The sequence below is a fragment of the Methanosarcina siciliae T4/M genome, assembly GCF_000970085.1.
In the GTDB taxonomy this organism is placed as follows: Archaea; Halobacteriota; Methanosarcinia; order Methanosarcinales; family Methanosarcinaceae; genus Methanosarcina; species Methanosarcina siciliae.
Window position 1 is genome coordinate 2343586 of the sequence record NZ_CP009506.1, and the last position, 13304, is coordinate 2356889.

The 13304-nt window shown below is 40.8% G+C and carries 11 protein-coding genes; 7 read left to right on the forward strand and 4 right to left on the reverse strand.

What is annotated here, in order from left to right:
• Positions 1-109: 109 nt before the first annotated feature.
• The gene (locus MSSIT_RS23170; RefSeq protein ID WP_156158838.1) at positions 110-325 is read right to left on the reverse strand and encodes a hypothetical protein; all 216 of its coding nucleotides are present in this window, start codon (positions 323-325) and stop codon (positions 110-112) included.
• A 585-nt stretch (positions 326-910) separates the two neighbouring features.
• Here MSSIT_RS23170 and MSSIT_RS09950 point away from each other — a divergent pair.
• Both MSSIT_RS09950 and MSSIT_RS09955 read left to right on the forward strand, forming a co-directional pair.
• Complete coding sequence (locus tag MSSIT_RS09950; RefSeq protein ID WP_048172080.1) at positions 911-1537, forward strand: LysE family translocator; 627 nt, start codon at positions 911-913, stop codon at positions 1535-1537.
• A gap of 8 nt (positions 1538-1545) precedes the next feature.
• Positions 1546-2373 (forward strand): sensor histidine kinase, encoded by an 828-nt coding sequence (locus MSSIT_RS09955; protein WP_052721603.1) that lies wholly within the window; start codon positions 1546-1548, stop codon positions 2371-2373.
• Between the two features lie 102 nt (positions 2374-2475).
• Here MSSIT_RS09955 and MSSIT_RS09960 read toward each other — a convergent pair whose 3' ends face one another.
• Both MSSIT_RS09960 and MSSIT_RS09965 read right to left on the reverse strand, forming a co-directional pair.
• Complete coding sequence (locus MSSIT_RS09960; RefSeq protein WP_048172082.1) at positions 2476-3654, reverse strand: AAA family ATPase; 1179 nt, start codon at positions 3652-3654, stop codon at positions 2476-2478.
• A 350-nt stretch (positions 3655-4004) separates the two neighbouring features.
• Positions 4005-4328 (reverse strand): DUF3303 domain-containing protein, encoded by a 324-nt coding sequence (locus tag MSSIT_RS09965; RefSeq protein ID WP_197080357.1) that lies wholly within the window; start codon positions 4326-4328, stop codon positions 4005-4007.
• Positions 4329-4637: 309 nt separating this feature from the next.
• Here MSSIT_RS09965 and MSSIT_RS09970 point away from each other — a divergent pair, with 309 nt between their 5' ends.
• The 5 genes from MSSIT_RS09970 (at position 4638) to MSSIT_RS09980 (ending at position 11746) form a co-directional block, all read left to right on the forward strand.
• A complete protein-coding gene (locus tag MSSIT_RS09970) occupies positions 4638-5165 on the forward strand; it encodes an undecaprenyl-diphosphatase (protein ID WP_231590498.1) in 528 nt (175 codons plus the stop codon).
• A gap of 1184 nt (positions 5166-6349) precedes the next feature.
• A complete protein-coding gene (locus MSSIT_RS21985) occupies positions 6350-6472 on the forward strand; it encodes a cohesin domain-containing protein (RefSeq protein ID WP_082088947.1) in 123 nt (40 codons plus the stop codon).
• Between the two features lie 45 nt (positions 6473-6517).
• Positions 6518-6646, forward strand: coding sequence for a hypothetical protein (locus MSSIT_RS25295; protein ID WP_269430822.1), 129 nt, complete (start codon positions 6518-6520; stop codon positions 6644-6646).
• 934 nt (positions 6647-7580) lie between these two features.
• Positions 7581-11030 (forward strand): PAS domain-containing protein, encoded by a 3450-nt coding sequence (locus MSSIT_RS21235; protein WP_052721604.1) that lies wholly within the window; start codon positions 7581-7583, stop codon positions 11028-11030.
• 326 nt (positions 11031-11356) lie between these two features.
• Complete coding sequence (locus MSSIT_RS09980) at positions 11357-11746, forward strand: VOC family protein (RefSeq protein ID WP_048172088.1); 390 nt, start codon at positions 11357-11359, stop codon at positions 11744-11746.
• 57 nt (positions 11747-11803) lie between these two features.
• On the opposite strand, the gene MSSIT_RS09985 is transcribed toward MSSIT_RS09980, so the two are convergent.
• A complete protein-coding gene (locus MSSIT_RS09985; RefSeq protein WP_197080359.1) occupies positions 11804-13162 on the reverse strand; it encodes an MATE family efflux transporter in 1359 nt (452 codons plus the stop codon).
• Positions 13163-13304: the final 142 nt, after the last annotated feature.

Below are 13304 nucleotides of genomic sequence, written 5' to 3' on the forward strand. Positions count from 1 at the left end.
AAAGGGATCGCAAAGCCCTAATATTTCAGATAACATCTGCTTTCTTCTTTCATCAGGAATAGTATTGTATATTTTTGGATGTATAAAAAACTTCGAAGTCCATTAAAATTTATTCATGTTCACAAAGTTCTTTAATGTTTACAAATTCATCCTTATGCTCTCTGATAAGTTTTGCTCCGCGTTCACCTAATAGTCGCCTGTTATGCTCCTGTATTAGCTCCTGTAAAACTCTATTATAATTATTTCTTGTAGCTTCAGGAGCACGTAATTGTTTTTCAAGTGGTCTTGATACAGTTATTAAGACATTTGTTCCAGCTTCTGACATAACTGTGTTTATAGAAATTATGGTACTTAAAATAATTTTGTATATGAGGTTCTGTCAAATCTACGGGGGACGGACAAATTATAAGTTCGATTGTAGTTTTTTGTTTTATCCTTATTTTGCCGGAAGTTGTTTTGCAACAGGAAAAATGCAGTAAGGAAATGGAGGATTGTTTCAATCCTTGTTTTAGTTGATCTTGTTTTTGAATACGGACTCGGAAACACACCAAAAGTGTGTATCAAATATATAGTCAAATTAAATTCGATCATAATTATTTCTTGTAACCGAATATTTTGTCGTATTTTTTATGATCGGTTATGTCAATCACTATTATAAGAATTTTGACGCCTTGATTGCCATTTGTAATTGTGTAAAGCATTCTCCAGAAACCGGGGAGTTCTACTCTAAACAGGTTCTTTACTCCATATTAGCTTTTATATTCAGAAGGAATTAATCTTTTACCAGGCGGATTTCCATAATGAATATCTTTTAGGAAATTCAAAAATAAAACCTGTATAAATAAATATATTCATTTACAATTAAAATCCAGCTTCTGAATACGTTTAAAAGGAAAAAAAGTGAGAAAGCTTGATCGAACAATCCCAATTACTTTATTTCATTGCAGCTTCTGCAGCCCTTACATTTCTTCCGGGCCCCGATATTCTTTTCGTGCTCACTCAGAGTATTTCACAGGGCAAAATGGCAGGAATTGCAACCGCAACGGGCCTGTGTACGGGCATACTCGTCCACACCAGTGCAGCTGCCTTAGGAATTTCCGCCCTTCTGTACAAATCGACCCTTGCCTTCGAAATCGTCAAATATGCCGGAGCAGCCTATTTGCTTTACCTTGCCTGGCAGGCTTTAAGAGAAAGCGGGGAACTGGTATCTTCTGCCCCTGTTCGGGAAACAAATGCATTTGCCCTTTACAGGCGCGGGATTTTCATGAATGTCCTGAACCCTAAAGTCGCTCTCTTCTTCCTCGCATTCCTCCCCCAGTTTGTAAATCTGGAATCGGGAAGTATTCCGATGCAGATGATATTTCTGGGAATAGTGTTCCTTGTACAGGCCTGGCTGATTTTTTCCGTAATCTCGGTCTTTGCCGGGATAATCGGGGATAAAATCGTACGGAGACCGGGAATCGGGAAATATATTAACTGGGGGAAAGCAGGCATTTTTACCGTAATCGGGGTAAAACTTGCGCTGTCCCATAAATGAGTCCGTAAATGGGTTACAGATCAAGATCAAAGGTCAATCCACACGTTGATGATGTAACTGATCAAAAAAAGATAGAACAGATGTTAAAGGAAAATGAACAAAACCTGATCAATGCAAAAAATGGAGCTGAAGATGCAAATAAATCAAAAAGTGAATTTCTTGCAAAAATGAGTCATGAGTTAAGGACACCCTTAAACGCAGTTATCGGATTTTCTGACCTCTTACTCACCGAATCACCTGGAAAGCTGAATAAAAAGCAGGCTAGATATGTCAAAAATATAAGGTCTGGTGGAAAGTATTTGCTTGATCTGATAAATGACATTTTAGATCTATCAAAAATTGAAGCGGGAAAAATGGAGCTGCATCTTGAATGTTTTGCAGTCCGTGAGACCATCTCCGAGGTACTGGAAACTGTTTCCCCCTTATCTACTGAAAAAAATATTTCCCTGGAGATTTTAATTAGTAAAGAAGTAGATTTGCTTTATGCTGACAAATCCATGTTTAAGCAAATATTGTATAATCTTGTCAGTAATGCCATTAAATTCACCCCCTCCAATGGGAAAGTATGTGTGAAAGCAGATATAATTAATGATGAATTATCAGTATCAGTAATAGACAATGGTATTGGGATCTCTTCAGAAAATCAAAAACTCCTGTTTGAACCGTTCCAGCAAATAGCATCTTCTTTATCATGCGAATACAAAGGAACGGGTCTAGGCTTGGCAATTGTAAAAAAAGTTGTAAAAATACATGACGGAAATATCAATGTTCAAAGTGAAATTGGGAAAGGAAGCACATTCATCTTTACTCTTCCGTTGGATAAGCTAAAGAAATAAATCCTTTATATTTATCCTCAAGCCTTTCTCATTGATCCGGGCACTCTCTAACATGTGCAAGCGTAAAAGGTTTGTCTGCTTTCGCATTTACTCACTTCGAATTTACTCACTGAACTCATCAAGGATGTTTCTCCTGACCCAGATCCTGAATACGTTGTCCAGGATACCGTACATTCCTTCTTCCGGTTTTTCAATTGTCATCGTGTTGTAAAGATCTCTCATCGAGGTTGTCAGCGAGGAGGCAGGCGTCTGCATATCTGATGAGATTTCGCTTAATCTGCGGTATTTCTCCCTTGACAGGAATTTCAGGATGGTTTTTTGCTGATCGCTGAATTTCCATTCGTACCTGGATTCAAATTCACTATCGAATTCGTTTAGCATGGAATTGAATGCATTTTCAACATCGACATCATCAATAGTATTTTTATTTTTCAGAACTGAGTTCTGATAGAGAATAAATCCTATTTTCTGGAAATAGAAAGGAAAGCCTCCGGTACATGCATATATTCTTTCCAGCGCGCTGTCAGTAATCCGTATGTTCTGGGTCAGGAGACGGTCCCGTATATATTTTTTAACATGCTGTTCTTCTATGGGCTCAAGTTGAATTCTTGCAGTCATGAGGTACAGCGGAGAATCAGGTTTTAGAAATACTTCATGCAGCAGGGATACCGAAGACCCTGAGAAGATGTATCTGACCGAAGACTGGCTGTCCATCTGGCTCTTTAATATGTTGAAAATATATCCGTTAAATCTCCTTAATTCCTGAAACTCATCAAAAGCAAGAATTATCGGTTCTTTCTTTTCTCCTGAAAATCCCCTGATGAAATCAAAAGTTTCAGCTACCAGTTCCTGTTCGTTAACGTCTTTTTCCCGGAACCTGAGATAAACATTCCCTATGTGTTCGATGCTGCCCCCGATCTCAGAAAGTGATTTATAGGCAGCCGTGATTTTTCCTCTAAATACCCGGGAATATTTCTGCACAAGCCCTTTAAGCTGGTGTTTTTCCTCGTATGCTGCAAGCAAAGCTCGCGTAACAACCCTGAAGAAGTCACTCAGACCTGTCATTTCTCTGCAATTTATGGTAACGAAGAGAACCTCGTCTTCAACACGTGTTTTAAGGTTCCTGAGCAGGGAAGTCTTCCCGATTCTGCGCGGCCCTATGATAACATTATTCTGTGCCAGGGTTTCTATGTCCAGCTTCATTTTTTCAATTTCATTTTCCCGTCCTATGAAATAAGGAGGCTCGACTTCCCCTCCCACCACAAATAATGATTCAGGCATCAATAATTTTCCTCCTGCTGCAAGACCCTTTACCAGGGGCAATATTCATTATGGGTATAGTTAAAAGCAACTATATTTGAAAATAACTATTGATTTAGTAGTTGAAAATGAATATATTTGAATTTAACGATTGCCCCATTCACAAGCTAAAGTTCGGTTAAAAACAAAATCATCAGAAATGAATATCTTTAGAGGAAAATACAAAATATTAGTCATAACAAATAAATTGAGAATTCAAGATTTCCAGTCAAATTTATTATTTAATCCATTAAAAGTAAAACTGGTGAAAAGTAAAACTGGTGAAAAGTAAAACTGGTGAAGTTTTCAGTTATTCTTTAAAATGGTTGTTATTATACGGAACTGCGTATTTTGGCTTCCGGACTTAATTTGTCCATACATTTTGAGACAAATTTTTTAAATTCTTCAGCTCCCACAACAGGGAAGACTTCGGTATGACATAAATCGGTAAACAGTAAATTGTAAGTCGCATAATCTTTGATGGACTCTACATCATAGACAGTGATAATACGCTCGCCTCCAGCTTCGAACCACCGGTTAAGAACTTTCACCCCTTTCGGGGCACCCCTGCTCAGAACCTGTTCCCATCGCTTAAATAACTTAACACTATTTTCAAGTTCAAATGTTGTTATGTCCAGCAAAAGCACGTTTTTCATCCTTTTGAAGTTGGTATTAATATGTATTAATATATTTAATGTGTGTTGAATACTATATATATCCATGTCGATTTTGAATTACGAGATAATTTTTTTTGAAAGATGGAATATAAACAGGGATGTTTTTTTAAGTATTATTTTTTGAGAGCTAAACCATCAAATAGAATTTTCAGCAAAAAATTCAACCATTTGTGCAGACGACCAAAAGTCAATTAATGTTACAAAATAATGTAAGTCAAATCTGCATGTTTAAAAGTGAGTTTTATGATAACAAACCAGAATCTTGCATTATTTCATCTTATCAATGATATGGCTGGAAAGAGCTCTGCTCTCGATACAACGATGATATTTGCAGCAAATTATCTCATATTTCTTTTTGCAGTTTATCTCACCTACATATGGTTTGCAAAAAATGAATATCGTCAGGAAGCTCTGTTTGCCGGATATGCAGCTCTTCTCGGCCTGGGGATCAATTTCATCATCACTCTATTCTATTTTCACCCCAGGCCTTTTATGCTCCCCACGGGGACTCTCCTCATAGCGCATGCAGCTGAGTCATCCTTCCCTTCCGACCATGCTACTGTAATGTTTTCGGTTTCCCTTATGCTCCTGACCTCCGGTTTGAGACGCAACGGAGCTATATTTTTCATTCTGGCGCTCCTCAGCGGGTTTGCAAGGGTTTATGCCGGGCTGCATTTCCCGATGGATATGGCCGGTTCCCTGCTTGTTGCATCCCTTTCTGTCGGGATATTGCTTGCCCTGAAAAAATATCTGATTCCTATTAACCGTGTATTGATTACTTATTTTGAAAATATTGAGACGGGTATTAAGGTATAACAAAAAATATCTTGATTTGGGAAGTGTTGTTCTGAAAAATGATGTATTTTTGAATCCAGTAAAGAACTCAAAGGGCAAGAAAAAATAAAAGAGGAGAATTAATGGAGGTTATATCCCCCACTCCTTCTATTCAGATAGAGTAAAAAAATGGCAAATTACTCTCTGAATATTTTCGATCTTGTAAGGATGTTCGCCCACGCCAGTAAATCAAGTAAATTTGATTTACTATATTATAATACTACGTAATGGTAGATAAATATTTCGTATTCAATCAAGTTCATTATAACAATTAAATAAATTGTAAAACAAGTAAAGTTGAAAATACACAGAGATTAGCTGGTTTTACCTTTCAGGTAGTTTCTGGTTAAGATTTTTATTGACCTGGCATGAAAGTTCCGGCGTATTTTCATTTTTTGTGTTTATAATTCAGGAATTTCATGTGCGTTTTTTAAATTTCTTCGAAAACATGCCTTTAGTTTACATAGTAGTATCTAAAACACTGAAAATTTTATACGAGCACAAAGTTGGACATCACCAAGGAAGGTCAAAAAGAAATAAATGAGTTACAAAAAAGGATTTCTAATATAAGAGAATTTATAGAACATTGCCAAAAAATTACAAATTATTTCCTTTTGGTCACATGCATTTTCTGCTCTAATAGGGCTTCCTGTAACCATCACCGGGGCTAAGGAAAATAAAATGCCCCTAAAAATAAATAACAATTCTCAATACGTTCTTCAGAAGCTTTTAATGCATTACTTCCGCAAAAAACTCCCATTAATTCCCTGTTTTTCGAAGCTTTATTTGCTTTCTACCTTTTTTATTGGCATTCATATGATTCTCTAAATTTTTCTTTACGTAAAAAGCATTGAATCTCATTTTTGCATGAAGCCTCCGATTTAACAAAATCAGGTAATAATTATTAAAAGTAAATAATGAATTAATATTACTTAAAAATACTTTAGTATAAATAATTAATTAAATAAGAAGTTTAATATTCTACATTATTAATACTTTTTTTAAAATTAGTAATAAAATAAAACTCAAAAACCTTTACTATTAGTGAGGGCCGCGGAAAAAAAGCAGTTCTCCCGGTCTGTATCCGTGCATGCCGGAATGACATTGAAATCCCCGCTTATACTGGGCGCAGGGATCTTTAGAGATACAGCAGCACGTCTTAGCCGGTGAAGGGGAGTACGGTTTATGCAACCGTAAACGTCGAAAATGTTGCAAACTTTGATGCGGGACAGTTTGACCTCGAATTCAATCCGAACGTCCTGAAAGGGGTCACCGGAGTAAGCGGTTAGGGACAGCTTGCCATCATTGGATTGTGATAACTCCCTAGAACCAAAGTGCAGGCCTGGTGGCCGACACCTCTTGAAAGGACAACCGATCAGAAAGGCATGGTCGAATTCGAACTGGAAAAAGGTGGGAAACGGATGTTCGAAGCAGGGCACGGTGACCCTGAAAAAGGTTATTAACCAGCTCCTAGAAACCTGCTGATCAGCGCAGACCTTGTGGCAAGAAGATTTCCGGCTCCGATTATTCTTCCTGTAGGAGCAATAACCGCCTTCATGGGCGCTCCACTTTTCCTGGAGAATCAATAAAATGCCCAAACTCTTTCCTTAAAGTTCAATCTTGGACTTTCAGAAATGTCACCTTTTCAGAGATTATCTGAAAGGCAATTTGAAAAAATATTTTTTAAGTATAGTTCAGAATAATGATAATTCATAGAAAAATTATGCCAATTTATGATAACATATTAAGAGGATGGGGAAAGTAGGGGTTTTTTGTTTTCTCCATCCTCTGGAGAATTTTTTTTCTTATATTCCCCATTTTACTTTTGTAAACACTTGTATATGAATGTTCTTCCAGGTGATATGTCATCATATATAGATAGCTATTTCATCTATCACTTAGCTATAATAATTTATCTGTTTATCCCATCACAAAAACCTTTTTTTCGGAATTTTGTCCGGTACTCGGTCCATTACTAAATAAAAATATTTCAAATTTTATATATTTGAATCTTCGTTTTTAAAATTCCAGTTTTAAAATTCCGGGAAGGTGCTGTCGGAGATATTTTTCTGCGGATTTAAGTCGAATCGCGATAAAATGAACTAAGGATTAATGAATCAATCTTCCGGTTTGAATGGGATACCCGCAATTATATAAATATTCAATCCGCATCATGTACTTTTTTAAATAATGGATGCATAACGCGTAGATGAATACATTTTTAAATGGAAGGCTTCCGGGAGTATCAAACAATACTTCCATAGAGTATCTCTAGAACTGGCAAGGACCGGAGGAACCCTGGACAATGAAGTAGGGTTACTCTGTGCTGACGGAAAAATAAGAGACTTCCTGGTCAATCGGGATGCATTTAAGGATGAGAAAAGGGAAATTTCCGGCATGGGAGGGGTAATGCAGGACATAACCCAGCGTAAAGCTGCGGAAGAAATATTCCGGAAAAACGAGGAAAGATACCGCGTCGTTGCCGAACATACAGGGCAGCTTATATATGATTATGACATCAGCACAGGGAAAATTGAATGGGTGGGAGCAATCAGAGAGCTTACCGGATACAGCCCTGAAGAGTTCGGGCAGGTAGACCTGGAAGGCTGGAAGGACCATATCCATCCGGAAGATATGGAAAATGCCTTGGAAATCCATGAAAAATGCATGGAAACAGGAAGAAAATATCTCGCAGAGTATCGGTTCAGGAGAAAGGACGGAAGCTATTTCTATGTGGAAGATAGCAGCGTGTACCTTAGAAATAAACAAGGTCAGATGAACCGGATTATTGGCGTAGTAAAAGATATAAGTGAAAAGAAAATAGCCCGGGAAATCCTGAAGAAAAGTGAAGAAAGGTTCCGGGCAGTTGCAGAAAGGACAGGACAGCTTATTTATGATTATGATTTGAGGACAAAACGGAGTACCTGGGAAGGGGCAATCGAAGAACTGACGGGCTACAGTTATGAGGAGTTCCAGAAATTCGTCCCAGAGGTATGGGCCGAACACCTCTATCCGGAGGAACGCCAGAGAGCTGTTGAGACCTATAAAAAATGCCTGGATACTGGGGAAGACTTCTGTAAAGAGTACAGACTCAGGAGAAAAGATGGCAGCTATTTCTACGCAGAGGAAAACGGCTTTTACATAAAAGATAAGGACGGGAAGGTCTACAGGGCTGTCGGGGTGATAAAGGACATAACGGAACAGAAACGTGCCCTGGAAAAACTGGAAAGAAGTGAAGAAAGGTACCGCCTTATTGCAGAACATACCGGACAGGTCCTGTATCATGATGATTACATAAAAGGGACAATTGAATGGGCGGGAGCAATCCCCGAAATTACCGGATACGACTTTGAGGAATTTCAGGAAACCAACGTCGACGGCTGGCTTGGGCTGATCCATCCCGAAGACCGGGAAAAGGTAATGGAGGCACATTACCGCTGCAGAGAAAAAGGAGGGGATTTCTCTGAAGAGTACAGGCTCAAAAGGGCAGACGGAAGCTATGTCACCGTGGAAGATGAAGGAGTCTACTTTAAAGACGAAAGTGGAAACATATCCAAAGCATTTGGGGTCATCAAAGATATTGAAGAAAAAAAGCTTTCCCAGAAGAAACTCTTAGAAAGTGAGGAGCGCTTCAGGGTAGCTGCCGAACAGACAGGACAGATTGTCTTTGAACACGACCATATAAATGACGTGCTTACCTGGGCAGGTGCCATAACCGAAATTACCGGCTACGGCATAGAGGAATTCCGAAAATTCGATGGGAAGACGTGGGCGGAGCATGTCCACCCCGAAGACCGGAAAAAGGCCCTTGCAGAATTCAAAAAGTTTCAGGAAAAAGACAGCCACTTCCGGGTGGAATACAGGTTCAGGAGGAAAGACGGGAACTACTTCCATGTAGAAGACAGCGGAATCTATCTGCGAAACGAAAAGGGGAAGATCCGCAAGGCTATCGGGGTAATAAAAGATATCACTCCCATAAAGCTTGCCGCAGAAAAACTTCAGGAAAGCGAAGAAAGGTTCCGTGTAGCAGCAGAAAAGACAGGACAGCTCGTATACGATTACGATGTAGCTTCAAACCGCATTAAATGGGCAGGAGCCGTTGAAGATATCAGCGGTTATACCAGTGAGGAAATGCACAAGCTTACGACCTTTGAGCTCTTGAAAAAGCACATTCATCCTGAGGACTATGAAAAAGCAGCCATGTATTTTAGAAATGCTTCCAAGATCGGAGGGAATTACTCCCAGGAATACAGGCTCAAAAGGAAGGAAGGGGACTATATTTATGTGGAAGATTGCGGAACCTATTTGAGAGACAAAGAGGGCAGAGTATACCGGATGATCGGGGTGATTAAAAACATTACCGAGAGAAAACTTGCAACTGAAGAACTTCGGAGAAGCGAAGAAAAATTCCGCATCGTTGCCGAGCAGACCGGGCAGCTGGTATACGATTATGACGTCCCTGAGGATAAAATAGGCTGGGGAGGAGCTATCAGAGAACTTATGGATTACGGGGATGAAGAATTCAAAAAATTAAGCAGCCTGAAGGACTGGAAAAAACTCCTGCACCCGAAGGATCGCAAAAGAGCAGTCGATTCATTTAACAGATGCCTGGAAAAGGGAGAAAAATACCGCGAGGAATACAGGCTCAAAAGGAAGGACGGTACCTATCTTTATGTGGAAAACAGAGGAGTATTCCTGAAGGATGAAAACGGGCGCATATACAGGATGCTCGGGGCAAACAAAGACATTACGCAGATTAAAAATTCCCTTGAAAAAGTAAGGGAAAGCGAAGAGAAATACCGCTCTTTTATACAAAACTTCAAAGGAGTTGCCTTCCAGGGAGACGTTAACTTTGATCCGGTTTTTGCAGAGGGTCTCCTGGAAGAAATAACCGGGTACAGCGAAGAAGAATTCCTTTCCGGAAAAGTACGCTGGGACATGATTGTGAAGGAAGAGGACAGGCTCCGCATTTTTGAAGACGCCGAGAAACTGAAAACCATCCCTGGGACGATCATTAACCGGGAATACCGGATAAGGCACAAGGACGGAAAAGTTCGATGGGTCAATGAGATCATACAGAACATCTCCGATTCTTCAGGGAAACCCGTGCTTGTGCAGGGTTCAATCTATGACATCACCGAAAGAAAGGAAGCAGAAGAAGCCCTGGCAAGGACCGAGGAGATCCGCAAGAAAGAGATCCACCACAGGATCAAGAACAACCTCCAGGTAATATCCAGCCTTCTTGAACTGCAGGCTGATAAGTTCAAAGACAGGGAAGTTATTGAGGCATTCAGGGAAAGCCAGAACCGCGTGGTGTCCATGGCCATTATCCACGAAGAGCTGTACAGGGCAGGGGACATCGAAACCCTTGATTTTTCAGCCTATCTCCGGAAGCTGACTTCGGACCTTCTCGGCTCGTATACGGTCAGGAAAGAGGACGTAAAACTGAAACTGGAGGCAGAGGATACATTCCTGGGAATGGACACGGCAATTCCTCTGGGAATCATTATCAACGAACTTGTCTCCAATGCCCTGAAATACGCCTTCCCTGCAGGAAGAAGAGGGGAAATCCGGATAAAACTCTGCCGGAAGGAGATCAGTGAAAATAAAAACATAGATGAGATCATAAGTAATAATTATAGAGGGAGTTCAATTAAGAACAGTTACCTTTATTTACTGGTTGTTTCGGACAACGGGTTGGGTTTTCCTGAAAACGTCGACTTCAAGAACACGGATTCTCTGGGCCTGCAGCTGGTAAATATCCTTGTAGAACAGCTGGAGGGTACAATCGAAATGGAGACTAACGGAGGAACTACATTCAGGATCAGTTTCACGGAAACCGAATAAGGAACCCGGTATAAACAAAAAGAGCATGCAGATGATAGTGAAAGTGCAGTGGAAGTACTATAACGGTCATCCTGCAGACTAAAAAACTTACTTGAATATCCCAAAAAGGTTATCATTTTAAGTCTTTTTTGTCCCCGGAAGGTACACATTTTGGTCATAACGTTTCAAGACTATACTTAGTTCACACTTTGGCCATAACTATCGGAATATTTATCTTTCTCCTTTCTACTCTTTCAAGTTTTAAAAGTAACTGCCTAAAAAAGTGAAGCCTAAATTAATATATAAATACCATCCAGCCCATCTAGTTATAACAGGGGGTACTTATAATGCCAAGAGTTATTCATTTCGAGATACGTGCGGAAGATATTGAAAGGGCAAAAAAGTTCTATGAGGATGTGTTCGGCTGGAAGATAGAGAAGTGGGAAGGTCCCATAGAATACTGGAACATAACAACAGGTAAACAAGAAGAGCCAGGAATCAATGGTGGTATGATGAGAAGGCAGGTAGGAGGACCGGGCGCAGACACTCCGATTAGCACCTATATCTGCACAATAGACGTCCCGGACATCGATAAATACCTGAATCAGATACAGAAGCACGGAGGCAAAGTGACTGGAGAAAAGAGACCCATACCCGGTGTAGGCTGGCTTGCATATTGTCTCGACACAGAAAAAAATATATTCGGGATAATGCAGCCTGATATGAGTGCCAGATAACCTATTCTTCATTTATGTATTTATTTCTTAATTTATTTGTCAAAACCTCCTATCAGATCAGGCCTCAATTTCCAGGCTTAATTGGAAGCTTTTCTCTTTCTTTTCCTTAGTCTTAAACTTTTGATACTCCCTCTCCAGCAATCCCGCAGCCAGCACGCAAGCCAGAAAATCCGAAATGGGAAAAGCAGCCCACACTCCGTCCAGTCCGTAAAATCTCGGCAGGACCAGCACCAGAGGCAGCAGGAACAGGAGCTGCCTTGCAAGAGACAGGAAAAAAGCGGGTTTTGGTTTTCCAAGGGCCTGAAACACGGTTGTGCCTACAAGCTGGAAACCTATGAAGGGCAGGATAAGCACCACAATCCGCATGGCTCGGGCTCCTGCGGCTGTGAGTTCAGGATCAGGGCTGAAGATATGGATGATTGGAGCCGGAAAGAGAAACATGACCAGAAACCCGGGGAGGGAGAAGAGAGTGCTGACTTTCAGGGCGACCTTAACGGATTCGATCACTCTTGAAAACTGTTTTGCACCATAGTTATAGCCCACTATGGGCTGGAGGCCGAAGGAAATCCCGAGCATCGGCAGGAAGATTAGCAGGAGCAGGCGGTGGATGATCCCGAAGGCTGCAATTGAGACGTCTCCTCCGTAGGTTGCAAGGGCGTTGTTTACAAAAATCATCATGACACTGTTTGAAGCTTCAACAATAAAGGGACCGATGCCTATTGCCACCACTTCTTTTGAGATGGCGGAGTCCGGGACCGGAAATCCAGGCTTGAAGGCAACCGAGCCTTTTCCGGCAAGGAAGTAACGCAATAAGAAGACAGTGGATACAAGCTGGGCAAGAACCGTTGCAACAGCAGCTCCCCTTACTCCCATGTCAAGTCCGAAAATGAAAACCGGATCAAGCACAATATTCAACCCGGCTCCTAAAAGCATTCCGAACATTGCATAACGGGCGTTGCCCTCGGCTCTTACAAGGTCTTCGGCTGCGATCCCGAGAGTAAAAACAACCGAACCTGCCATTATTATTTCAAGGTAACTCCGTGCATAGGGCATAATCCCTGGAGTTGCTCCGAAAAGTTTCAGCAGCGGCTCTATGAAGGAAAGCCCTATAAGGGAGTAAGCAAGCCCGAGAAAAACTCCCAGGAAAAACACGGTCCCAAGGGCTTTTTCAGCCCTATGAAGTTCTTTAGACCCGAGGGCCCTTGAAACTATCGAAGACCCTCCTACTCCGAGCCCGATTGCAACTCCCATTGCCAGCATGTGGATCGGAAAAGCTATCACAAGCCCTCCAATGCCGGAAACGCTTTCTTCCCCGAGAGCCCTGCCAACGAAGATAGTGTCGACTATGTTGTAAAAAGCATAAACAAGCATCCCGATTATGGAAGGGGCTGAGAGCTTGAAAAGAAGTTTACCCATTTTTTCAGTGCCCAGAAAGCTGCTGTGTTCGCGTATCCCGGTCCTCTCCTACCTGCAATTTTTATAGGGTGAACTTTAACGGTGTTTTCTTCAGGGTAATTTCGGGGAAATTTCGAGAGAAATTTCGAGGGAAATTTGCAGG

Coding starts and splice junctions, on each gene's coding strand:
- MSSIT_RS09955 (WP_052721603.1), top strand. CDS start 1,546: ATGGGTTACAGATCAAGATCAAAGGTCAATCCACACGTTGATGATGTA.
- MSSIT_RS09970 (WP_231590498.1), top strand. CDS start 4,638: ATGGCTGGAAAGAGCTCTGCTCTCGATACAACGATGATATTTGCAGCA.
- MSSIT_RS09980 (WP_048172088.1), top strand. CDS start 11,357: ATGCCAAGAGTTATTCATTTCGAGATACGTGCGGAAGATATTGAAAGG.
- MSSIT_RS09960 (WP_048172082.1), bottom strand. CDS start 3,654: ATGCCTGAATCATTATTTGTGGTGGGAGGGGAAGTCGAGCCTCCTTAT.
- MSSIT_RS23170 (WP_156158838.1), bottom strand. CDS start 325: ATGTCAGAAGCTGGAACAAATGTCTTAATAACTGTATCAAGACCACTT.
- MSSIT_RS09985 (WP_197080359.1), bottom strand. CDS start 13,162: ATGGGTAAACTTCTTTTCAAGCTCTCAGCCCCTTCCATAATCGGGATG.
- MSSIT_RS21235 (WP_052721604.1), top strand. CDS start 7,581: ATGGGAGGGGTAATGCAGGACATAACCCAGCGTAAAGCTGCGGAAGAA.
- MSSIT_RS09965 (WP_197080357.1), bottom strand. CDS start 4,328: ATGAAAAACGTGCTTTTGCTGGACATAACAACATTTGAACTTGAAAAT.